This window comes from Paenibacillus terrisolis (genome assembly GCF_056171975.1).
Genome location: NZ_JBKFGG010000009.1, coordinates 1 through 21,355, shown reverse-complemented (window position 1 = coordinate 21,355; position 21,355 = coordinate 1). Strand labels below are relative to the sequence as shown.

General features: G+C 51.1%; 22 protein-coding genes, 1 rRNA gene and 1 other annotated feature. All 23 genes read left to right on the top strand.

Annotated elements, in window-relative coordinates:
- The first annotated feature begins 64 nt into the window (after positions 1-64).
- The gene (gene radC / locus ACI48K_RS10850; protein ID WP_475027618.1) at positions 65-754 is read left to right on the top strand and encodes a RadC family protein; all 690 of its coding nucleotides are present in this window, start codon (positions 65-67) and stop codon (positions 752-754) included.
- Positions 755-793: 39 nt separating this feature from the next.
- On the top strand, positions 794-1,831 hold the full coding sequence (locus tag ACI48K_RS10845) for a rod shape-determining protein (RefSeq protein WP_475027617.1): 1,038 nt from the start codon (positions 794-796) through the stop codon (positions 1,829-1,831).
- Between the two features lie 101 nt (positions 1,832-1,932).
- Positions 1,933-2,811: a rod shape-determining protein MreC gene (mreC, locus tag ACI48K_RS10840; protein WP_475027616.1), complete on the top strand. Its 879-nt coding sequence runs from the start codon at positions 1,933-1,935 to the stop codon at positions 2,809-2,811.
- The gene (mreD, locus tag ACI48K_RS10835; RefSeq protein ID WP_475027615.1) at positions 2,808-3,338 is read left to right on the top strand and encodes a rod shape-determining protein MreD; all 531 of its coding nucleotides are present in this window, start codon (positions 2,808-2,810) and stop codon (positions 3,336-3,338) included. The genes mreC and mreD overlap by 4 nt, the downstream gene beginning before the upstream one ends.
- Before the next feature lie 76 nt (positions 3,339-3,414).
- Positions 3,415-4,077, top strand: a complete 663-nt coding sequence (gene minC / locus ACI48K_RS10830; protein WP_475027614.1) for a septum site-determining protein MinC — start codon at positions 3,415-3,417, stop codon at positions 4,075-4,077.
- 3 nt (positions 4,078-4,080) lie between these two features.
- On the top strand, positions 4,081-4,875 hold the full coding sequence (minD, locus tag ACI48K_RS10825; RefSeq protein ID WP_475027774.1) for a septum site-determining protein MinD: 795 nt from the start codon (positions 4,081-4,083) through the stop codon (positions 4,873-4,875).
- A 6-nt stretch (positions 4,876-4,881) separates the two neighbouring features.
- Positions 4,882-6,030: an FtsW/RodA/SpoVE family cell cycle protein gene (locus ACI48K_RS10820; protein ID WP_475027613.1), complete on the top strand. Its 1,149-nt coding sequence runs from the start codon at positions 4,882-4,884 to the stop codon at positions 6,028-6,030.
- Between the two features lie 662 nt (positions 6,031-6,692).
- Positions 6,693-7,598, top strand: coding sequence for a peptidoglycan DD-metalloendopeptidase family protein (locus tag ACI48K_RS10815; RefSeq protein WP_475027612.1), 906 nt, complete (start codon positions 6,693-6,695; stop codon positions 7,596-7,598).
- Positions 7,591-8,448: a M50 family metallopeptidase gene (locus ACI48K_RS10810; RefSeq protein WP_475027611.1), complete on the top strand. Its 858-nt coding sequence runs from the start codon at positions 7,591-7,593 to the stop codon at positions 8,446-8,448. Before ACI48K_RS10815 ends, ACI48K_RS10810 begins: the two co-directional genes overlap by 8 nt.
- A gap of 66 nt (positions 8,449-8,514) precedes the next feature.
- Complete coding sequence (locus ACI48K_RS10805) at positions 8,515-9,711, top strand: Rne/Rng family ribonuclease (RefSeq protein WP_475027610.1); 1,197 nt, start codon at positions 8,515-8,517, stop codon at positions 9,709-9,711.
- Positions 9,712-9,815: 104 nt separating this feature from the next.
- Positions 9,816-9,900: a sequence feature (ribosomal protein L21 leader region), on the top strand.
- Between the two features lie 13 nt (positions 9,901-9,913).
- Positions 9,914-10,225 carry a 50S ribosomal protein L21 gene (gene rplU / locus ACI48K_RS10800; protein WP_059040908.1) on the top strand — a complete coding sequence of 104 codons (312 nt, stop codon included), beginning with the start codon at positions 9,914-9,916 and terminating at the stop codon, positions 10,223-10,225.
- A 13-nt stretch (positions 10,226-10,238) separates the two neighbouring features.
- On the top strand, positions 10,239-10,571 hold the full coding sequence (locus tag ACI48K_RS10795; RefSeq protein ID WP_475027609.1) for a ribosomal-processing cysteine protease Prp: 333 nt from the start codon (positions 10,239-10,241) through the stop codon (positions 10,569-10,571).
- Between the two features lie 18 nt (positions 10,572-10,589).
- Positions 10,590-10,901 (top strand): 50S ribosomal protein L27, encoded by a 312-nt coding sequence (rpmA, locus tag ACI48K_RS10790; RefSeq protein WP_475027608.1) that lies wholly within the window; start codon positions 10,590-10,592, stop codon positions 10,899-10,901.
- A 249-nt stretch (positions 10,902-11,150) separates the two neighbouring features.
- Complete coding sequence (locus ACI48K_RS10785; RefSeq protein ID WP_475027607.1) at positions 11,151-11,891, top strand: Spo0B domain-containing protein; 741 nt, start codon at positions 11,151-11,153, stop codon at positions 11,889-11,891.
- A 13-nt stretch (positions 11,892-11,904) separates the two neighbouring features.
- Entirely contained in the window at positions 11,905-13,218 is a 1,314-nt protein-coding gene (gene obgE / locus ACI48K_RS10780; RefSeq protein ID WP_475027606.1) for a GTPase ObgE, read from the top strand.
- Positions 13,219-13,376: 158 nt separating this feature from the next.
- On the top strand, positions 13,377-13,814 hold the full coding sequence (locus tag ACI48K_RS10775) for an ACT domain-containing protein (protein ID WP_475027605.1): 438 nt from the start codon (positions 13,377-13,379) through the stop codon (positions 13,812-13,814).
- A 48-nt stretch (positions 13,815-13,862) separates the two neighbouring features.
- Positions 13,863-15,149, top strand: a complete 1,287-nt coding sequence (locus tag ACI48K_RS10770) for a homoserine dehydrogenase (RefSeq protein ID WP_475027604.1) — start codon at positions 13,863-13,865, stop codon at positions 15,147-15,149.
- 27 nt (positions 15,150-15,176) lie between these two features.
- A complete protein-coding gene (thrC, locus tag ACI48K_RS10765; protein ID WP_475027603.1) occupies positions 15,177-16,247 on the top strand; it encodes a threonine synthase in 1,071 nt (356 codons plus the stop codon).
- Positions 16,244-17,212: a homoserine kinase gene (gene thrB / locus ACI48K_RS10760; protein ID WP_475027602.1), complete on the top strand. Its 969-nt coding sequence runs from the start codon at positions 16,244-16,246 to the stop codon at positions 17,210-17,212. The genes thrC and thrB overlap by 4 nt, the downstream gene beginning before the upstream one ends.
- A complete protein-coding gene (pheA, locus tag ACI48K_RS10755) occupies positions 17,209-18,096 on the top strand; it encodes a prephenate dehydratase (RefSeq protein WP_475027601.1) in 888 nt (295 codons plus the stop codon). Before thrB ends, pheA begins: the two co-directional genes overlap by 4 nt.
- 2 nt (positions 18,097-18,098) lie before the next feature.
- Complete coding sequence (gene ilvE / locus ACI48K_RS10750) at positions 18,099-18,977, top strand: branched-chain-amino-acid transaminase (RefSeq protein ID WP_475027600.1); 879 nt, start codon at positions 18,099-18,101, stop codon at positions 18,975-18,977.
- Between the two features lie 173 nt (positions 18,978-19,150).
- Entirely contained in the window at positions 19,151-20,833 is a 1,683-nt protein-coding gene (locus tag ACI48K_RS10745; protein ID WP_475027599.1) for a LysM peptidoglycan-binding domain-containing protein, read from the top strand.
- A gap of 351 nt (positions 20,834-21,184) precedes the next feature.
- Positions 21,185-21,355, top strand: a 16S ribosomal RNA gene (locus ACI48K_RS10740); the annotation flags it as partial.

Below are 21,355 nucleotides of genomic sequence, written 5' to 3'. Positions count from 1 at the left end.
TTGGACGACGAAGTCTTGCTCAAGCTTGAGGCTTTGCCAAAACATTCGGAGGCGAGGGATATTTATGCAATCTACACCCTATATGCTAAGGGATCTTCCTACGGAGGAACGGCCGCGCGAGCGGATGATCCAATACGGAGCCGGAGCGCTCAGCCATGCGGAACTTCTTGCGATACTGCTTCGCACGGGAACGCGTCACGAATCTGCGGTTCATATGGCGCAGCGTATGCTAGCCGGAATCGGCGGCCTTCGCGGCCTGGTGGATTTAAGCGTGGAAGAGATGCTGAAACTGAAGGGAATCGGACCGGCCAAGGCGATTCAGCTCAAGGCGGGAATTGAACTTGGGCAGCGGCTGGCCAGAACCAAACTGCCGGAAACGATGGTGATTCGCAGTCCGAAGGATGCGGCAGACCATCTCATGGAACAGCTTCGCTACTTGCAGAAAGAGCATTTTGTTTGCCTTTTTTTGAATACGAAAAATCATATCATTGCTCAGGAGACGCTTTCTATCGGAAGCCTGAACGCTTCTATCGTTCATCCGCGCGAGGTGTTCCGCGCCGCAATCAAATGCAGCAGCGCGTCCGTCGTCTGTGCGCACAATCATCCAAGCGGAGATCCGACGCCAAGCGCGGAAGACATCCGAATGACCAAAAGACTGTGCCAGGCGGGGGAAATCGTAGGAATCGACGTACTGGACCACGTCGTGATCGGAGACGGGAAATTCGTCAGTTTGAAGGAGCAGGGCTTGATGTAATATAATTGATTAGATACAGAAGGAAAGGAAGATAACATCATGTTAGGTGGCTTTACAAAAGATTTGGGTATTGATTTAGGGACAGCGAATACGCTGGTTTATACGCGCGGTAAAGGAATTATTGTGAGAGAACCGTCGGTAGTTGCGATTCATACCGATACCAAAAACATTGTCGCTGTTGGCGAGTCCGCCAAGAAAATGATCGGCAGAACCCCAGGCAACATTCGTGCGATTCGTCCGATGAAAGATGGAGTTATCGCCGATTTCGATACGACGGCTACGATGATTAAATACTTTATCAGTCAGGCGCAGAAACAACGCTCGCTGTTTCAACGCCATCCTAACGTTATGGTCTGCGTTCCTTCGGGAATTACTGCTGTTGAACAGCGCGCGGTTGAGGACGCTACGAAGCAAGCCGGCGCACGCGAAGCCTACACGATTGAAGAACCTTTTGCCGCGGCGATCGGAGCCGATCTGCCTGTCTGGGAACCTACGGGCAGCATGGTTGTGGATATCGGCGGCGGCACAACCGAAGTCGCGGTTATTTCGCTTGGCGGCATCGTTACCAGCAAATCCGTCCGCGTTGCCGGCGATGAAATGGATGAAGCGATCATCCAATACATCAAACGGCAATATAATTTGATGATTGGGGAAAGAACCGCTGAGCAAATGAAGATGGACATCGGTTCCGCCCTGGCCTTGGAACAGGTGGAAACGATGGAAATCCGCGGGCGTGATCTCGTGAGCGGCCTGCCTAAGACGATCACCATCACCTCGGATGAAATTTCCGATGCGCTCAGCGATACGGTGGGCGCGATTGTTGATGCCGTCAAAGTCACCCTTGAGAAATGTCCGCCGGAGCTTGCCGCCGACATTATGGACCGGGGGATCGTTCTTACCGGAGGAGGGGCGCTCCTGCGTAATCTGGACAAACTGCTGGCTAGCGAGACGGGCATGCCTGTCATCGTCGCGGAGAATCCGCTGGATTGCGTTGCGATCGGTACCGGCAGAGCGCTCGACAACATTCACTTGTTTAAATCGAAGAGCAGTTCGGCTTTTCGGGCCAGACAACGTTAAGCTCGCATGCTAGAAGACACTCCATAGATAAAACGGCGCCGCCTTTGTAACCTTGTGGGCGGCCGAGCCGTTTTACTCATAGAAAAATGGTAGGTTGGAGGGTGCTTAAACTGTTTAAGCTGCTTGGCAACAAAAGATTATTCGTTTTATTGATGGGACTCATTTTATTTATTGCGGTCATGGGATTTACATTAGGCCCGAGAAACGCCTTGTCGTGGCCGGAGAAGTTCGTGAAAGACACCGTCGGCTTCGTGCAGTACGTGTTTTACAAGCCCGCTAGCTATGTAGCGGGCTTGTTTGAGGATATCTCAAACCTGCGTGCGCTGGAGGAAGAAAACGAGCAGCTTAAAATTGCGCTTGCCCATTACACGCGGGATAAGGCCACGTACAACTGGATCGACCAGGAGAATAAACGCCTGCAGAAGGAACTCGACTTCACGAATGCGCAGAAAGAACAGTACGATTATACTTGGAAAATCGCCCAAGTTGTCAGCGTTAACGATGATCCGGTGAACCGGACGATCGTTGTGAACATCGGCGCGCGCGAAGGCGTAAAAGAAGGCATGGCCGTAGCTTCGGATAAAGGACTGGTCGGTGTGGTAAGCCATGTCAGCAACTTTACTTCGACGGTCAAGCTTGCTACCTCCATGGACGCCAAGGATCCGAACTCGAACGGAATCGCCGTTACGGTACAGGGCAAGGAGAACGACGTGTTCGGGATGATTGAAACGTTCGATAAGAACAAGAACATGTTCCTGATGAGCCGGGTTCAAGATCCCAAGCCGATCAAGGAAGGGGATGTGGTCGTTTCGTCAGGCATCGGCGGTACATTCCCCCGCGGCATTGTGGTCGGCAAGGTGAAGGACATTGCGGTTGGAGAGTACGGACTTACTTATACGGCTTCGATTGAACCGGCGGCCAACTTTACGGACTGGAAGGAATTGTTTGTCGTGTTCGTACCGGATGGTGAGGAGCAGTGAGAAAACGAAAGTTCATTCTGATTCTGCTGCTTTTTGTCCTGTTTATTCTTGAAGGATCGATCGTTCCATGGCTGATTCCGCCGGGTTGGCAGACGAGGGTGATCCCGCATCTGGTATTTGTAGGCATCTTGTTTTTCTCGGTGTATCACGACCGGCATATGGGACTTTTGCTTGGACTTTCTTTCGGATTGCTGCAGGACATCGTGTTTTACGGAGCCATGATCGGCCCTTATTCCTTTGCCATGGGGTTAACCTGCTATTTGATGGGATTGTTGTCCCGGTCGCAGCGGGCGCCCCTTCCGCTGATGATGATCATCGTCCTGCTCGGTAGCGTTTTGCTCGACTCGATTCTGTTCGGAACCTATTCTTTGTTTGAGCTTACGCACGAGCCGTACACCTGGGCGCTGATGAACCACATTATTCCGGATGTTTTCGTGCAGTTTTTGTTTGCGCTTTTGATTTACGTTCCGATGCGGCGCCAAATGGAGCTGATATCCAAGAGACGCTCCCCCGAAGAGAATGCTTGACTCCCGGACTTTTCCTCGCGCCAAGCAGGAACTTCCGAGTTTTTGCGCGAATTGAATAGGAGGGAGGGACAGGCTTATGACAGTAAAATCCAACCACGTGACGATTAAAGGCATGAAGGATGGCCTGGTTTTCCTGCTGGACGACAAGTGCGATTTTTCAATTCTTCTGGAGGAGCTTCGTTTTAAATTAGAGCATACCCACCAGAACATTTTGACCGGACCTATCATTCATGTCGATGTAAAGCTCGGAAACCGCTTGGTAACGGAAGATCAAAAAGAGCTGATTCTTGATATATTGAAGCAAAAAGGCAATTTGCTTGTCCGCTCTATCGAGACGCCGGCGCTTAAAGTCCGCGAAAACGAGGAGGGCCGCTTCGATACCATTGCGGGGATCGTTCGTTCGGGACAAGTGCTTCGCCATGAAGGTAATCTGTTATTCCTCGGAGACGTAAATCCCGGGGGGGCGATCAGTTGTACCGGGGATATTATGATTGTTGGCGCTTTAAGAGGGATGGCCCATGCGGGAGTTGACGGTAATGAAAAGGCGGTCATCGCGGCTTCCTATCTCGCTCCGACGCAGCTAAGAATCGCCGAAACGATCAGCAGGCCGCCGGACGAATGGGGGAATCGCGAAACCAGCATGGAGTTTGCTTTCTTGCTGGATGGCAAAATGCAGATTGATAAGATCATCAATATGACCCGGGTCAGACCGGATTTCAACGTGTTTAAAGGGGTGTAAATGATGGGAGAAGCTATCGTTGTCACGTCGGGCAAGGGAGGCGTCGGCAAAACAACGACCTCGGCCAATATCGGTACGGCGCTGGCGCTGCTTGGCAAAAAGGTGTGTTTGGTCGATACCGATATCGGCCTGCGCAATTTGGATGTCGTGATGGGGCTCGAAAACCGGATTATCTACGATTTAATCGATGTGGCCGAAGGACGATGCCGGCTGAACCAAGCGCTCGTCAAGGACAAGCGTTTTGATGAGCTGTACATGCTTCCCGCAGCGCAAACGAAAGATAAAAACGCAATTACGCCGGAGCAAGTCAAGGATATTATCCTGGAACTTAAAAAGGATTACGAATACGTCATTATCGATTGTCCTGCCGGAATTGAGCAGGGGTTCAAAAACGCGATTGCCGGGGCCGATCAGGCCATTGTCGTAACAACCCCGGAGCATGCGGCCGTTCGCGATGCCGACCGGATCATCGGCTTGCTGGAAAGCTCGCACATCGGCTCGCCGAAATTGATCGTGAACCGGATCAAAGTTAACATGATGAAAGCCGGAGATATGCTGGATATCGAAGGAATCCTGCAAGTGCTGAATATCGACTTGATCGGAATCGTTCCGGATGATGAACTCGTCATCAAAGCCGCAAACAGCGGGGAGCCTACCGTCATGAATCCGGATTCTTCGGCAGCCATTGCCTATCGCAACATTGCACGCCGCATTTTAGGCGATACCGTGCCGCTGATGCTGCTGGATCAGAAAAAGGGTGTATTTACGCGCTTCAAGAAGTTTTTCGGAATGGGTTGATCTTCATTGTTTTTTAAAATTAAGAAAATGGATTGGATTATGGTGGGGATCCTGGCGGTTTTCATGCTGTTCAGCACCCTGCTGGTTCGCAGTGCGATCGCTCCTTATCAAGGCGAGTTCCAAGGATACGATCTAAAGACCGTCTTCTTTTATATCGCCGGCTTTATTGTTGTTTTCGGTCTGGCGCTGGTGGATTACCGTACCCTTTTGCGTTATAGCTGGTATGCATACGCTGCTGGTTGCGTGCTGCTTGTGCTGGTCTATCTCTTTGCTCCGGAAATCAACGGGGCCCGCAGCTGGTTCAAGCTTCCGGGCGGCTTGCAATTTCAGCCGGCCGAGTTGGTCAAAGTCATTTTGATTTTAACTACCGCTTATTTGCTGGGGCAGAGGGAAGGACAAAACCTGCGGTTTCGGCGCGATATTGTCCCGATCTCGCTCGTCACGCTCCTGCCTTTCCTGCTTGTACTGATTCAGCCCGATCTCGGGAACGCCATTATTTATCTTGTCGTGCTTGTCGCCATGCTGTGGATCGGCAACGCCAAATACAGCCACGTTTTGATTGCTCTCACGGCGATTGTTGCGGCGCTCATTTTGTTTGTCACGCTTTTTACCGCATATAATCAGCAGATTCACGATTACATGGAGAAGCATGAGAAGCTGCATTGGTATCAGCGGATCAATACGTTTATTAATCCGGATCAAGCCTCGAGCGATGACAAACACCAGTCCAACTATGCCAAAATCGCGATCGGGTCCGGCGGACTGCTTGGCGACGGATATATGAAAGGCGAGCTGAAAAACAAAAAGTTTGTTCCTTATCCATATTCAGATTCAATCTTTGTCGTGGTTGGGGAGGAGTTCGGCTTTCTCGGGGCTTCGGTGCTGTTGCTGGTCTACTTCTTGTTTATCTATAGGATGATCCTTATTGCTCTGCACTGTATCGACAAACGGGGCGCGTATATGATCGTCGGTATCGTCGCCATGTTCCTGTTTCAGATTTTTGAGAACGTGGGGATGATGATTGGCTTGATGCCGATTACCGGAATCACACTCCCGTTTATCAGCTACGGGGGTACTTCGCTGCTGATCAACATGCTCTGTATTGGGCTTGCGTTTAGTATTATGCTGCATCAGGAAAAGTATAAGGTGGAATAAAGCAACCGGTGCTCTGGCGCCGGTTTTTTGCTGCCTAAAGAGGCGGGTGGGACGTAGTTCCTTTTGAAGAACAACTATATGTGGTGCTTATTTGTACCTGCGAGAAAGCTTGGGCCTGCGATCGCTGTTGCCGCCGGATGGTTTGGATTAAGCAGATTCTTTAGAGGGGACCATCCGGCGGCAAAGGCGACCGTCAATATTGTATTTCATACATCATTTTGAGCCATAATCCGGGGAAACGCATGAAATGTTGTACTAAGTGCAGCAAATTTAAGCCTAATGCCACCTTTTGGCTGCCATCCCGTGCTGAATGTTGCACTTTCTGCAACAAAACAGGATGCAGCGGCCCATTACCGTCAAAAATGATGCGTATTATGCAACATGGTGCTGTGTCGGAACATTAGTGGTCGCTATGCCCCGGGTGGGTTATTCTCCTCTACTCGTTAAATGAGATAATCCGGCAATATCAACGATTGGATGAGCAAAAGGCACGGGTAGTTCCTCCTTCACTAACCTCTAAGCTTGTTCATATTCCGGCCAAGCTGTTCATATGTATAAGTACAACACGGTGCGGGATAGGACGGCCGGACTAAGGTTTAGGAAACATTTCGTAGTTGAAGACTTTCTTTATATGAGAACAAGTTGACCGGGGGATGAGAATAATGAGCGTGAAGTCAAACGTGAAGAAGCGGAGGGAAGAACGTATCCGGCAACTGACGATGGAGGATGCCGTTGGAACGATCCCCCCGGAGCATAGGAAGGGACAAGCGGGCCAGTCGGTAGCACGTAATATTAGGTATGCGGTCCCGGCGAAAGCTCCGATTGTCTCAAACGGAGAGGAGCCGGATCCCGAACTGCTGTGGAAAATGGGTCAGGGACGGTGGGAAGAAACGGGAAGCCGTTTTAGCTCGGGGACGGGCGGGGATGATATAGAGGGCGGCAAGCGGCACCCTTTTATGAGGGCATTGCTGGTTCGTCTCGTGATCTCCGGCATACTGTTTGCCGGGATTTGGGGCATGGAGCGGTACCAGCCTTCCTGGTCGCTGCCCTTTCGCGCTTTTGTCGCCCAGTCGCTGACCGAGGAGATGGATTTTGGGGCTGCCCAAGCTTGGTACGAACGTAATTTCGGCGGCGCCCCTTCATTTATACCGATCTTTAAGCATCGAGATGAAAAAGGAATTAAGGTCGGCGCCTCGGGGGCATTTACCGCTCCGCTCGGCGGGACGCTTGCCGGTTCCTTTGCTCTCAGCTTGAAGGGGGTGGAGATTATCCCGAATGATGAAGCGGGTCAAGGATCACTGGTAAAAAGCGTGGAGACCGGGCGGGTCCTAACCGTAACTCAGGATGCGTTGACGGGCCGGACGGTGACTGTTCAGCATGCCGGCGGGTATGTGTCGATCTATGGCCACTTGGATCAGGTTTCCGTCGAGAAAGGTGATTGGCTGGAAGGCGGCGATCCTGTGGGCACGCTTGCTCCGGTGTCGGAACCGCCGCTGACCACGCTATATTTTGCCTTGAAAAAGAACGACCAATATATTGATCCTGCGGATGTGATACCTTTTGATTAAATGGGGCGGCATCACGATTTCGTTTCATCCCCTGTTCGTCATCATTATGCTAGCCTCGGTTTTGACGGGGCATTTTCTGGAACTGCTTGCGCTGTTTGTGATCGTCTTTATTCATGAGCTTGGACATATTGCGGCGGCGAGGATCTTTGGAGTTACCGTTCTGTCGGTGCAGCTGCTTCCTTTTGGCGGTGTGGCCGTGATGGACGATACCGGCTATTTGACGGGTTGGAAAGAGATCGCCATTGCTTTGGCAGGCCCTATGCAAAATTTACTGCTGATCGGCGCGAGCTGGCTTGTACATGCCGCCGGGATTTGGGACGGGCCGTTTCTGCTTTATTTTGTGCAGAGCAACCTGCTTATCGCTTTGTTTAACCTGCTGCCGATTCTGCCTCTGGACGGCGGAAAAGTCTGCCAAGCCGTCTACAGCTTCGCCCTTCCTTATCATGCTGCGCTCATCTGGTCGCTTAGAGTCAGCTTATTGTTCAGCCTACTGGTTATCCTTTATGCGGTCATGCCTTTTCTTGGGGGACAAGGGGGTATGCAGCTGAATCTGCTGATGATCGGCATCTTCCTTTTGTACTCCAATTTTGCGGATTACCGCAACATTCCATATCGTTTTTTGCGTTTTCTGATGAGCCGGGACCGGAGTTTTTCCAGGCATCTTTTGCACGGGAGTCTGGCTCAACCGATAATCGCGGACAAGTCGAAACCTTTGGACCATATCTTACGTCTGTTTAAACGGGAAAAATACCATTTTATATATGTAATGAATCATCAAGGGAATATCGTTGCCGTTGTGCCGGAACAGAGGGTGATCACCTCTTACTTAAAAGGGGGGCCCGAAGCCTAAAAGGGGAAGTCATGGTATAATAAATGGGACAATGTTTCTGTTAGAACGTAGACGAAGGGTGAGATCATGAAAAGAATGATTGTTCACTGCGAGCCCGGCTCTACCGAGATGGCGCTTCTGGAAAACGGCAGACTGGTAGAGTATGCGGCGGAGCGTTCTCAGAATAGGGGACTGGTTGGCAGTTTTATAAAAGGAAAAGTCGTGAATGTCATTCCCGGCATGCAGGCGGCTTTTGTGGATATCGGACAGAAGAAAAACGCATTCCTTTATATCGATGACGTGCTGCGTCCGCATCTCGACAAGCAGCCGAAGCAAAAGCCGTCCATTACCGAGCTGCTGAGGCCTGGTCATGAGATGGTTGTGCAGGTGATCAAGGAGGCAATCGGAAATAAAGGGGCGAGAGTGACGACGCATTATTCACTGCCTGGGCGGTGGATTGTATACATGCCTACGGCGGGATATGTCGCCGTATCCAAGAAAATCGGCAAGGAAGAAGAAAAGCAGCGGCTAAGATCCATTGGCGAAGAGATTCGCACCGAAGCGGAAGGGCTTATTTTGCGTACGATCGCCGAGTACGAAGAGCCGGAGGCGATTGCCGAGGACTTGTCTCAGCTTCGCGGACAGTGGAACTCCATTTTGGACAAGTCAAAAAAGGCTCAGGCGCCTGCTCTTTTGCATCAGGACCTCAGCATGGTTCAAAGATTGATGCGGGATGTATACAGTCCGGAGACGGACGAGCTGATTATGGATTGTTCGGATCAGGCGCAGGAAGCGTTGGCTTTTCTGCAGGCAATGCTGCCGGGCGAATCCCCGCGGATCGTTGTTTATAACGGGACCGCTGCGCTTTTTGAGCACTATGATGTGAAACCTCAGCTGGATCGGGATTTTCAAAGAAAGGTATGGCTTCCCGGCGGCGGTTACCTGGTTTGGGACACGACGGAAGCGCTGACCGTGATCGACGTCAATACCGGGAAATTTACCGGGGGCGAAAATCTCGAGGATACCGTTTTCCGGACCAATTTGGAAGCGGCACAGGAAATGGCGCGGCTTATCCGGCTTCGGGACACCGGGGGGATCATTATCGTCGATTTTATCGATATGGAGAGCGACGAACACCGTGATGCGGTATGCGACAAGCTGGAGCAATCCATGTACGGCGACCGGACGCAGCATCATATTTTGGGCTGGACCAAGCTCGGGCTGTTGGAAATGACCCGTAAAAGAATTCGCGAGGAAAATGTAGTCTGGAACTCTCGTCCGTGACTTTTGAATTTAAAACCTGCGGAGCTTAACTCCGTTAAAAATAAATTGATATTCCGTGTGCCCCATGATATTATATTTGAGTATGTGTCATGAGTGAGCTTGTGCACATGCTGTAACCGCTCCGATCGGGTTCGAAAGACATCCTCTTTTTGCAGGGTGCACCTGAATCAGGCGAGTCTGAGACATGAGGAGGTGCAAGCAAATGTACGCAATTATTGAAACCGGCGGTAAACAATACCGTGTTCAAGAAGGCGATGTTCTGTACATCGAAAAATTGAACGCAGAAGACGGCGCAAGCGTGACGTTCGACCGTGTATTGGCAGTTTCTAAAGGTGAAGGATTGGTGACGGGAGCTCCATTGGTATCCGGCGCAAGTGTAACGGCGAAAGTCGAAAAACACGGCAAAGGCCAAAAAGTGATCGTATACAAATACAAACCGAAGAAAAACTACCACAAGAAGCAAGGTCATCGTCAACCTTACACTAAAGTGACTATCGAGAAAATCCAAGCGTAAGAAGGTGCGGTAAGTGATTATCGTTTCCGTTTTGCGCAGGGAAAATAACGACATCGAGGGATTCAAAGTAGAAGGTCATGCGGGTTTTGCCGATCGCGGCGAAGATATCGTGTGTGCCGGGGTTTCCGCCGTTACCGTAGGTGCGGTGAATTCCATTGAATCGCTTGCGGGAATTGTGATGAATTCAAGGATGAAGGATGGGTTCTTGAGCGCGAGTCTTCCGCTTGAGGTTCAGCCGGAGGCGTTTGATAAGGCTCAGTTGCTGCTTGCTTCCTTAGTCGTTATGTTGGAGACTATCGAAGAAACGTACGACGAGTATATTCAGATACAGAACGTTAATATTTGAAGAAGGAGGTAGACTACTATGTTGAAATTGGATCTCCAGTTATTCGCTTCGAAAAAGGGCGTAGGCTCCACAAAGAACGGACGCGACAGCATCGCGAAACGCCTTGGCGTTAAACGTGCTGACGGACAAACCGTTACGGGCGGAAGCATTCTCGTTCGCCAACGCGGAACGAAAATCCACCCGGGAACGAACGTAGGCATCGGTTCGGACGATACGCTGTTCGCGAAAGTTGACGGCGTTGTAAAATTCGAACGTTGGGGTCGCGATCGTAAAAAAGTGAGCGTCTACCCTGTGGAAACCGCTCCTGTAGCGGCAACAGTCGAAGCTTAAGAGCTGATTGGTTCTTAGGATGCTTATAAAAGTCCCTGGCACTTTTGGTGCCGGGGCTTTTTTGTGAGAAAGAAGTCCCTGGGGTTCCACAAGCGCCTGAATAGGCTTCAGAGCACAGCCCCACTTTGTGTGGGGTTATTTTAGCATTAGGCGGATTGTTGTAGCGATATTAGGACGAGGTTATGATATACTGGGTATTGATGTCAGGGTGGAAATCGCACCCAATCTGTTAGAGGAACGGGGAAACTCATGAAACATCGGTTCACGGCGCCGGCCATTGTTCTGCTGTTGATAATTGCGTGTCTGGTCCTTATTTATTTCGCCCAATCGCCGATCGGGCATGTTATATTGGGATTATGTTTGCTGGCTATTTTCTGGTGGTACATACGGCATACCGGAAAACAGGCGGCGGAGGAGCGGAAGCATTTGCTGGAATCTATCCAGCGAACGGCTACGGCGACGCTTGGTCATCATCGCCATGACTGGATGAACGATTTGCAAATATTGTACGGGTATATTAAGCTCGGCAAAATTGATAAACTGGCCGACTGCGTGGAAAGAATAAAAGGACGAATGGCTGCAGAGAGCAAAATCTCCAGACTCGGAATTCCGTCTCTGATCTTCTATCTGCAATCGTTCCGCGAGGTTAACCGTTCGGTTCAACTTGAGATCGAGATTGAAGACGACCTGCAGCTGGGTAAGCTGCTGTCTGCGGAAGACGCGGAAGAACTGACCGAAGCGATTATCGAGACAGTGAGGGTCTATCAGTTTACCGGCCGGTCATCATGGGGTGAAATCCTGCAGCTCAAAATATCGATAACCACGGAGAACAATGAGGTGCTGATCCGTTTCGATCAACTGAACTCGCCGGGGAACGCGGAGAGCCTGAAGCAACACATTGAAGAATGGATATCGGGCAAAAAGGTGCGCGCCGAACAGGTCGATTCGAAGTCGTCTTCTTATTGGCTGAGGATGCATTGCGAAATTTAAATGAGGTGAATGAATGTTTGTAGATAAAGCTAAGATTTATGTCAAGGGCGGCGACGGCGGTGACGGTATCGTTGCTTTTCGCCGGGAAAAATACGTGCCGGAAGGCGGACCGGCCGGCGGCGACGGCGGCAGGGGCGGCGACGTCATTTTTCGTGTGGACGAAGGTCTGCGGACGTTGATGGATTTCCGCTACCAGCGGCATTTCAAGGCTGAGCGCGGCGTGAAGGGACGCAACAAAAGCCAGCACGGCGCCAATGCCGAGAGCATGGTTGTGCGGATTCCTCCGGGCACGGTCATCATCGATGACGACACGCAGGAAGTGCTCGCCGATTTGACGCGGCACGGCCAGCAGATCGTCGTCGCCCGCGGAGGACGTGGGGGACGCGGCAATACCCGCTTCGTCACATCGAACAACACGGCTCCGGAGCTGGCGGAACACGGGGAAGAAGGCGAAGAGCGCTGGATCGTGCTGGAACTGAAAGTGATGGCGGATGTGGGGCTCGTTGGTTTCCCAAGCGTGGGGAAATCAACGCTCCTATCGGTGGTATCCGCCGCGCAGCCTAAAATCGGCGCCTATCATTTTACGACGATTACACCGAATCTTGGCGTAGTTGACGTTGATGAGGGCAGAAGCTTCGTTATGGCCGATTTGCCTGGACTGATCGAAGGCGCTCACGAAGGGGTCGGACTCGGGCATGAATTTTTGCGTCATGTGGAGCGGACGCGGCTGATAATCCATGTCGTGGATATGGCCGGTTCGGAAGGCCGCGATCCGTTTGACGATTGGATGAAGATCAATGAAGAGCTCCGCCAATATAACGTCGATTTGGAGAATCGTCCGCAAATCATTGCCGCCAACAAAATGGATATGCCGGACTCCGCGGACAATTTGGAGAAATTCCGCGAGCAGGTCAAGGCCGTCCGGGACGATGTGGAAATCATGCCGATTTCTTCTCTGACGCGCCAAGGCGTGCAGGAATTAATGTACCGCGCGGCGGATATGCTGGATCAAATTCCGGAGGCCCCTGCAATTGAAGAAGTCACCGAGCTCAGCGAGCGCAAGATATACAAGCTGGATAAGGCGGAGGATGACAGCTTTACGATCACGCGGGAGAACGAAATGTTCGTGGTGGAAAGCGCGAAAATCGAGCGGATGATGAAACGGATGCAGCTGAATTCGCATGATGCGATTTTGAAGCTCGCCAGAACGCTCAGACATATGGGTGTGGACGAGGAGCTGCGGAACCGCGGGGCCAAAGACGGCACCATCGTCCGGATCGGCGATTTCGAGTTCGAATTCGTAGAGGGCAGCAGTTACTATTATTGAGTTGAAGAAGAGCACCGTTTGGTGCTTTTCTTTGTTTTACATAGCAATGTTCATAAAAAATTCCGCGCCGATTTGTGCCGAAAGGGATTGCCGGAACCTTTTTTATTCGTTATAATGTCCACTATATGAATACAATAGTCTCTAAGGAGAGGACGTTTGTGAAGGAACGTTATTATTTGGTCCGAGAGGACATTTTGCCGGAAGCCGTAGTGAAGACGCTGCAAGTGAAACAACTGCTTGCCGCCGGAGATGCGAAGACGGTTCATGAAGCCGTGATGCAGGTTGGATTAAGCCGCAGCGCTTTTTATAAATATAAGGATGGAATTCACCTCCTTAACCAGATTGAACGTGAGAGCATCGTGACCGTTTCCTTTGATCTTGAGCATCGGTCGGGCATTCTTTCCAAGGTGCTTGCGCTGATTGCCGGTTCGGGAGGAAATGTCCTGACGATCAATCAGAGCATCCCGCTGCAGGGGAAAGCGAATGTGGTCATCTCCGTGGAAACCTCGCGTTTGACGGAAGAATTGGATGATATGCTGCAAATGCTGCAGGGAATTCCCGGCGTAAAGAGAACGCAAATCGTCGGGCAAGGTTAAGCGGATTTTAGAGATAGAGCGCATGAGGGCAACGGGAGGGGATTGCGAGTGAAACCGGTAAAAGTAGGTCTGCTTGGTCTTGGCACGGTCGGAACCGGCGTCGTCAGGATTGTGGAAGGGAATCAGGAGGATTTAAGCCGTCAGGTCGGTTCTCCGATTCTTATTGAGAAAATCGCGGTTAAGACGTTGGATAAAATCAGAAACATCGAGGTGGACCGCAGCAAATTGACGGAGGATCCGTGGGAAGTGATCCGCGACCCTGAAATCGACGTGATCGTAGAGGTTATGGGCGGCGTTGAGCAGACCAAGACCTATATTCTTGAGGCGCTGGAACGCGGGAAACATATCGTTACGGCCAACAAGGATTTAATGGCGCTGCATGGCTCCGAAATTCTGGCCAAAGCAATGGAAAATCAATGCGATGTTTTTTATGAGGCAAGCGTTGCCGGCGGCATTCCGATTATCCGCACGCTGATTGAGGGCTTTTCTTCCGATCGGATTATGAAGATCATGGGGATCGTTAATGGAACGACCAATTATATTTTGAGCAAAATGAGCCAGGAGGGCGCATCGTATGAGGATGCGCTTGAGGAAGCGCAGCAGCTTGGGTATGCCGAGGCGGATCCTACTTCCGACGTGGAAGGCTTGGATGCGGCCAGAAAAATGGCGATCCTGAGCACATTGGGATTCCGGGCGAATGTGGAGCTTGCGGATGTGCAAGTCCGCGGCATTTCTTCCATATCGAAAGAGGATATTTTGTACGCCAAAAGACTTGGTTACGAAATGAAGCTGCTGGGCATCGCCGACCGGCAGGATGAGGAATTCAGCATTACCGTGCAGCCGACGATGGTCAAAAAGACGCATCCGATCGCGGCGGTAAACGGGGTGTTCAACGCGGTTTATGTGTTCGGCGAAGCGGTGGGCGAGACGATGTTTTACGGAGCGGGTGCCGGGGAACTGCCTACGGCGACGTCCGTCGTGGCTGATCTTGTCGCGGTCGTGAAGAATTTGAAACTGGGCGTAAACGGCCTGAAAGCAATCGTTCCTTACAAGCCGAAGAAGCTGAAAAGCGACGAACAGATCGCATATAAGAACTTTATTTTACTCCACGTCGACGACAAAGCCGGGGTACTTGCTCAAATCACGCAGGTGTTTGCGGAGTTTGAGGTCAGCCTTGAATCGGTGGTCCAAACGCCGAATACGAATCTACCTGGGGCAGAAATCATGATCGTGACCCATAACGCCAGCAAAGCAAGCATGGATAAGGTGCTCAATCATTTTGAATCGCTTGATGTTATTCATCGGATCAAAAGCGTGTACCGGGTTGAAGGCTAATAAAATTCACATAAAGGGGTTCATCGCATGAGATATCTAGGTTTGCTGGAAACGCACAAACAATACTTGCCCGTGAACGACAAAACGCCGGCCCTCACGCTGCAAGAAGGTAACACGCCGCTGGTCCGGGCCGAAAACTTATCGGAGGAACTGGGACTGGATCTTTACTTTAAATACGAGGGACTTAATCCTACGGGTTCCTTTAAGGACCGTGGTATGGTAATGGCCGTTGCCAAAGCGGTGGAAGAGGGGAGCCGCACGATCATGTGCGCTTCGACGGGCAATACCTCGGCCGCCGCCGCCGCCTATGCCGCACGCGCGGGCATCGATTGCATCGTGCTGATCCCGAATAACAATATTGCGCTTGGAAAATTGGCTCAGGCCATGATTTATGGCGCTAAAGTCATTGCTATCGAAGGCAATTTCGACCGTGCGCTTGAAATTGTCCGTGACATTACCGCCAAACATCCGATTACGCTGGTAAATTCCGTGAACCCGTACCGGATCGAAGGCCAGAAAACCGCGGCTTTTGAGGTGTGCGACCAGCTCGGTAAAGCGCCTGACGTCTTGGCGATTCCGGTTGGGAATGCCGGGAATATCTCGGCTTACTGGAAAGGCTTCAAAGAGTACTTTGCGGCCGGCAAATCATCTTCGTTGCCGCGCATGGTCGGCTTTGAGGCGGAAGGAGCTATGGCGATCGTGAAAGGCAAGCCAATCCTTGAGCCGGAAACGATTGCGACAGCAATTCGCATCGGAAACCCGGCAAGCTGGAAAACGGCGGTTGCCGCGGCCGAAGAATCGGGCGGACAAATCAATTATGTGACCGACGAAGAAATTTTGGCCGCTTACCGCACGATCGCTTCCCGCGAAGGGATTTTCGCCGAGCCGGCTTCGGCTGCTTCCATTGCCGGCGTATACAAGCTGAAACGGGAAGGCTATTTTAAAGGCGGCGAGACGGTAGTTTGCGTATTGACCGGCCACGGTCTGAAAGATCCGAACATCGCGATCAAAAGCGTGGGCGGAGAGCCTCTCGTCGTGCAGGATACGGAAGAAGCCGTGTTGGCGGCAATCGCCAAGCTTCAGGGAGCACAGGCATGATTCGCAGAGAAGGGGTGCGAGTGAAGGTGCCGGCCAGTACGGCAAATTTGGGCCCTGGCTTCGACACGCTGGGGATGGCGCTTTCCCTTTACGCCTATCTTGAAATGAAACCCGCGGAAACGACGGTTTTTCATTTTTACGGAAATGAAATGACGGGATTGCCTCAAGACAAAACCAACCTGATCTATAAAGCAGCCCAATCGGTTTTTGCCGAGGCAGGCGTTACTGTTCCTGAATTGGAACTTTCGATGTATTCGGATATTCCGCTTACCCGCGGGCTTGGGAGCAGCGCTTCGGCAATCGTCGGAGCGCTGTTCGCCGCCAACCTGCTGATCGGATCGCCTTTGGATCAAGCAAAGCTGTTCGATATGGCAACCGCACTGGAGGATCATCCCGACAATGTAGGCGCTTCGCTTTTTGGCGGTATCGTTACTGCCGTATGGGACGGAACCCACGCCGATGTTCTGCGTATCGAACCACCGGCCGATTTGGACGTGCTTGTCGCCATTCCGGATTTTCAATTGTCTACGTCGAAAGCGCGCCAGGCGCTTCCGGCCAGCGTAAGCTTGGGTGACGCCATCTATAACGTCAGCCGGACTTCGCTGCTAACTGCGGCTTTTGCCGCGGGACGGCTGGACTTGATCCAAGCGGCGATGCGCGATCGGCTCCATCAGCCTTACCGGGCGGCGCTGGTTCCCGGAATGGCCCGGATTTTGGAGGAGGCAACCAACCATGGCGCATTAGGGGCTGCGCTTAGCGGAGCGGGTCCGACGCTGCTTGCCTTGGTCGACCGGAGGAGATCATCTTTCTCTGATTTGGAGAAGTTTCTGCTGGGCGTCTTAGGCGAACAGGGGATCCATGCACGGACAATGCGGCTCAAACCTTGCACATTTGGGGTCATGGAGCTTACTATGGAGAAGGAAGGTTCATTATTGGATATCATCAAAGGGGAAGTCTCGGCATGAAACGGATAGCATTGTTGCCTGAAGGAACGGTATCCCATGAAGCGGCGCTGCATCTATTCGGCGATGAGCCGGTAGAACTGCTTCATTTTAAGCAAATTTCCGACGTCTTTCTGGCGACGGCAAGCGGCAAAAGCGATTACAGCGTTATTCCGATGGAGAACACGATTGAAGGTTCGGTGAGCCTGCATATGGATTGGCTGGTTCACGAGGTGGATATTCCAATGCAGGTGGAATGGGTATACCCTTCCATTCAGAACTTGATCGGACGGTTCAATGAACTGGCGGCTCCTTCGGGAGCGGTGGACTACTCTAAAGTAACCAAGGTCATGTCTCACCCGGTCGCGATGGCCCAATGTTTGCAGTTCATTCGTTCGCGGATGCCAAACGCGGAGCTGGAGCATGTCGGAAGCACTTCGGAAGCGATCGAGATTGTTCAGCAGCATCCGGGCAAAGGCTGGACGGCCGTGGGAACCGCGCTGGGAGCGGTAAGGCATGGATTGGACATTCTTGCGAGCAAAGTTACCGATCATGACAACAATTACACCCGGTTCGTTCTGATCGGGCCTAAGCCGCTGGAATTTCCGGCGGGGAACTCTCACCCTAAGACGAGTCTCCTTATCACCTTGCCGGATGATTTTCCGGGCGCGCTTCATCAAGTATTGTCCGCGTTTGCTTGGCGCAAACTGAATTTGTCTCGCATCGAATCGCGGCCGACCAAGAAACGCCTGGGGAATTATTATTTTGTTATGGATGTACTCGCGGATATGGGTTCCGTACTGCTTCCCTCGGCTATCGAGGAAATTGAGGCGCTCGGATGCCAGATGCGCATTTTAGGAAGCTATCCCAGTTATTCTTTTGAGGTACAAAAATCGGAGGTGCAGTAAGAGTGGCAGAGCAAGTGATTTACCTGGACGGGCAGTTCGTGACAAAAGAAAATGCAAAGGTTTCGGTATACGACCACGGTTTTTTATACGGTGACGGGATTTTTGAAGGAATCCGTATTTATAACGGCAATATTTTTAAATGCAAAGAGCACTTGGACCGGCTCTATGATTCGGCCAAATCCATCATGCTCGACATTCCGCTGACCTATCAGGAAATGGAAGACGCCCTTGTCGAAACACTGCGCCGCAACGAACTGCGCAACGGTTATATCCGTCTTGTCGTTTCCCGGGGAATGGGCAACCTTGGCTTGGATCCGAACCGCTGCCCTAAAGCTTCGATCGTCATTATTGTGGAACAACTTGCGATCTATTCGGAGGAAGCCTACAAAACGGGCCTCAAAACGGTATCCGTCTCCACCAGACGCAACATTCCGGATGCGCTGAATCCGAAAATCAAATCGCTGAACTATTTGAATAACATTTTGGTGAAAATCCAGTCCAATCTCTCCGGCGCGGGTGAAGCGATTATGCTGAACGCCCAAGGTTATGTGACCGAGGGATCGGGTGACAATATTTTCATTATCAAAAACGGGGTTATCACAACGCCGCCTTGCTATCTCGGAGCATTAGACGGAATTACCCGGCAGGCGATCATCGAAATCTGCAACAAAAAGGGTTATAAAATCAAGGAAGAGCCATTCACCATGCACGATATTTATGTTGCAGACGAAGTGTTCCTGACCGGTACAGCGGCTGAAGTTATCGCGGTCCGCGAAGCCGACGGCCGGATTATCGGCGAGGGACATGCCGGTCCGATCACCTTGAATTTGCTGGAAGAATTCCGCGCCATCGTAGACAAAGACGGCCTGAAAGTCTGGTAATGTCCGCTAGCTGACCTGAAATTCCTTTCCTACTTCCGCCTCTTAATCAGAGGAGGGGTAGGATTTTTTATTTTCAGGGATGTCAAAAACCGGGCGCCTGCATAGGATGTATTAAATGGGCCCCGGGCGAATGTGTAACGTACCGGAGAAGAAACCTAGGAGGTCTTTGACGCGTGAAAATCCATATTGTGAGAAAAGGCGATACTTTGTTTGAATTGTCAAAAAAGTATAATGTGCCTCTGCAGAAATTGATTGAAGCAAACCCGCAAATCGCCAATCCCGACGTTCTTGCCATTGGGGATAAGGTGAAAATTCCAGTCGAAGCCGTTCAAATCGGCGGCGGCAGCGGCAGTGGCACTGGTGGCAGTAGCAATAGTGGTAGCGGTGGTAGCAGTGGTGGTGGAAATACTTATAATCATGTTGTGAAGCAAGGCGATACGCTCTGGAAGCTGGCCAAGGCATGGGGTCTTCCTTTGCAGACGTTAATCTCCGCCAATCCGCAGTTTAGTGATCCCAATCAATTGAAGATCGGAGATGTGGTCAACATTCCTTCCGGATCAGGCGGAATGTCTCCTCAAAATCCAGGACACGGAGGAATGTCGAACATTCCTAATGCTCCGGGCAAGAAGAATACGGCCCCCAAAGCCGAAACAGCTCCCAAGCCAACGCAGCCTATCAATGTACCCGCACCGGCTCCGGTGAAACAAGAGCCCGTTAAGGTGGAACCGCCTAAACCGACGCCGGTTGAGGTGAAAATTGAAGTCGAACAGTATCAATACGAAACGAAAATTGAACCGATCCATTATGAACCGATTAAATACGAACCTCCGAAGTATGAACCGATTAAATACGAACCTCCGAAGTATGAACCGATTAAGTATGAGCCAATGAAGTACGAACCGGTCAAATACGAGCCGATCAATTACGAACCAATGAAGGGCGAAGCCTTAAAAGGCGAGTCATTAAAGGGCGAGCCGATGAAAGGTGAAGAGTGGCCTTACGGACCGACGAGCTACAGCCCTGCAGGTTATGGTCCAACGGGTTACGGCCCTACCGGTATTTCGCCCGCATCATATGGGGAAATGCCGTATATGCCGCAAACGGAATATCCAAGCATGTATTCGCCGCAATATTACAACTCGGAGCAGCCTCAAATGGTTATGCCGTCCTCTGTGTACCCACAATCGCCATGCGGGTGCTCGGGCGCTTCGCCTTACTCGTACCAACAGCCGGACAGCAGCCATTTGTTCTATCAATATCAAACGCCGGCGATGCCCGTTTCTTCATACTACGATCTGCCGCAAATGCCTCAAACGTCAATGGTTATGGGTCAAGAGGCTCCGATGGGGGAGTATCCCGGAATATCGTCCTCGCCACTTCCTAATCCGCAGTATGTTTCGCCTGAGCAATACAGCCCGGCCTCTTACGCACCCGGCAACGATTGGAATCCATTAGGTGGTGCATCATACCCTTGCTATGGACCTTATGTTTATCCGGTAAGCGGCATGCCGTCCTACAATCCGGTAAGTCCATATTCGACTGCGCCGGGCTCGCCCACCAATGTTAGCCCGATATCCCAATCGCCATACTACCCTTCAATGCCCAATCCAAGCTATGTCGGACCGGAATTTTTGAAGGATGGCCGGGAAGCCGAAACTGCCGAATTATCCGAAGCAGCTGCCCTGGAACAACAAGAACAAAAGAATCGTATTAAGTCCAAACCATCTTCCAAATCTGCTAAAAGCGTAAAAATATCCGGAAGTCCAGTCACTAAAAAGAACGGAAAAAAGCAAGCGCGTCAGGCTTCCGAAAATTACGCAAGTAAAGGACGCCGCAATCCATGGATTAATGATTAATCTTTTGATTGGAACGAGGGGTTCTTTCTCCCTCGTTCTTTTCTTTTAAATTGGCGGGATTAATCGACAAATTTCATAACTAGATCGCTTGAGTAAGCTCGAAAAGTGTGATATATTAAATTTCCCCAAAAGTTGAAAAACTGACAGGGGAAGATGGCTTGCTGCTTTCGAGAAAATAGCTTCAAAAAAGTGCTTGCTATCTGATTCTCAATATGATATATTATTTAAGTCGCCGCTGAAACGCAGCGACGAAGAAAAGCGAAGTTGATCTTTGAAAACTGAACAACGAGTGAGTATTAAAATGAGAAATTTATTTCTCGTCAGTTTTTCTAAATGAGCAAGACAAACACTTTAATGGAGAGTTTGATCCTGGCTCAGGACGAACGCTGGCGGCGTGCCTAATACATGCAAGTCGAGCGGAGTTATCCCCTCGGGGATGACTTAGCGGCGGACGGGTGAGTAACACGTAGGCAACCTGCCCGTAAGACTGGGATAACTACCGGAAACGGTAGCTAATACCGG

What these genes read in the sequence shown, in the direction of transcription:
- minC (WP_475027614.1), top strand. Translation starts at nt 3,415, where the DNA reads ATGACAGTAAAATCCAACCACGTGACGATTAAAGGCATGAAGGATGGC.
- minD (WP_475027774.1), top strand. Translation starts at nt 4,081, where the DNA reads ATGGGAGAAGCTATCGTTGTCACGTCGGGCAAGGGAGGCGTCGGCAAA.
- radC (WP_475027618.1), top strand. Translation starts at nt 65, where the DNA reads ATGCAATCTACACCCTATATGCTAAGGGATCTTCCTACGGAGGAACGG.
- obgE (WP_475027606.1), top strand. Translation starts at nt 11,905, where the DNA reads ATGTTTGTAGATAAAGCTAAGATTTATGTCAAGGGCGGCGACGGCGGT.
- ACI48K_RS10805 (WP_475027610.1), top strand. Translation starts at nt 8,515, where the DNA reads ATGAAAAGAATGATTGTTCACTGCGAGCCCGGCTCTACCGAGATGGCG.
- ACI48K_RS10815 (WP_475027612.1), top strand. Translation starts at nt 6,693, where the DNA reads ATGAGCGTGAAGTCAAACGTGAAGAAGCGGAGGGAAGAACGTATCCGG.
- ACI48K_RS10845 (WP_475027617.1), top strand. Translation starts at nt 794, where the DNA reads ATGTTAGGTGGCTTTACAAAAGATTTGGGTATTGATTTAGGGACAGCG.
- thrB (WP_475027602.1), top strand. Translation starts at nt 16,244, where the DNA reads ATGATTCGCAGAGAAGGGGTGCGAGTGAAGGTGCCGGCCAGTACGGCA.
- rpmA (WP_475027608.1), top strand. Translation starts at nt 10,590, where the DNA reads ATGTTGAAATTGGATCTCCAGTTATTCGCTTCGAAAAAGGGCGTAGGC.
- pheA (WP_475027601.1), top strand. Translation starts at nt 17,209, where the DNA reads ATGAAACGGATAGCATTGTTGCCTGAAGGAACGGTATCCCATGAAGCG.
- rplU (WP_059040908.1), top strand. Translation starts at nt 9,914, where the DNA reads ATGTACGCAATTATTGAAACCGGCGGTAAACAATACCGTGTTCAAGAA.
- thrC (WP_475027603.1), top strand. Translation starts at nt 15,177, where the DNA reads ATGAGATATCTAGGTTTGCTGGAAACGCACAAACAATACTTGCCCGTG.
- ACI48K_RS10785 (WP_475027607.1), top strand. Translation starts at nt 11,151, where the DNA reads ATGAAACATCGGTTCACGGCGCCGGCCATTGTTCTGCTGTTGATAATT.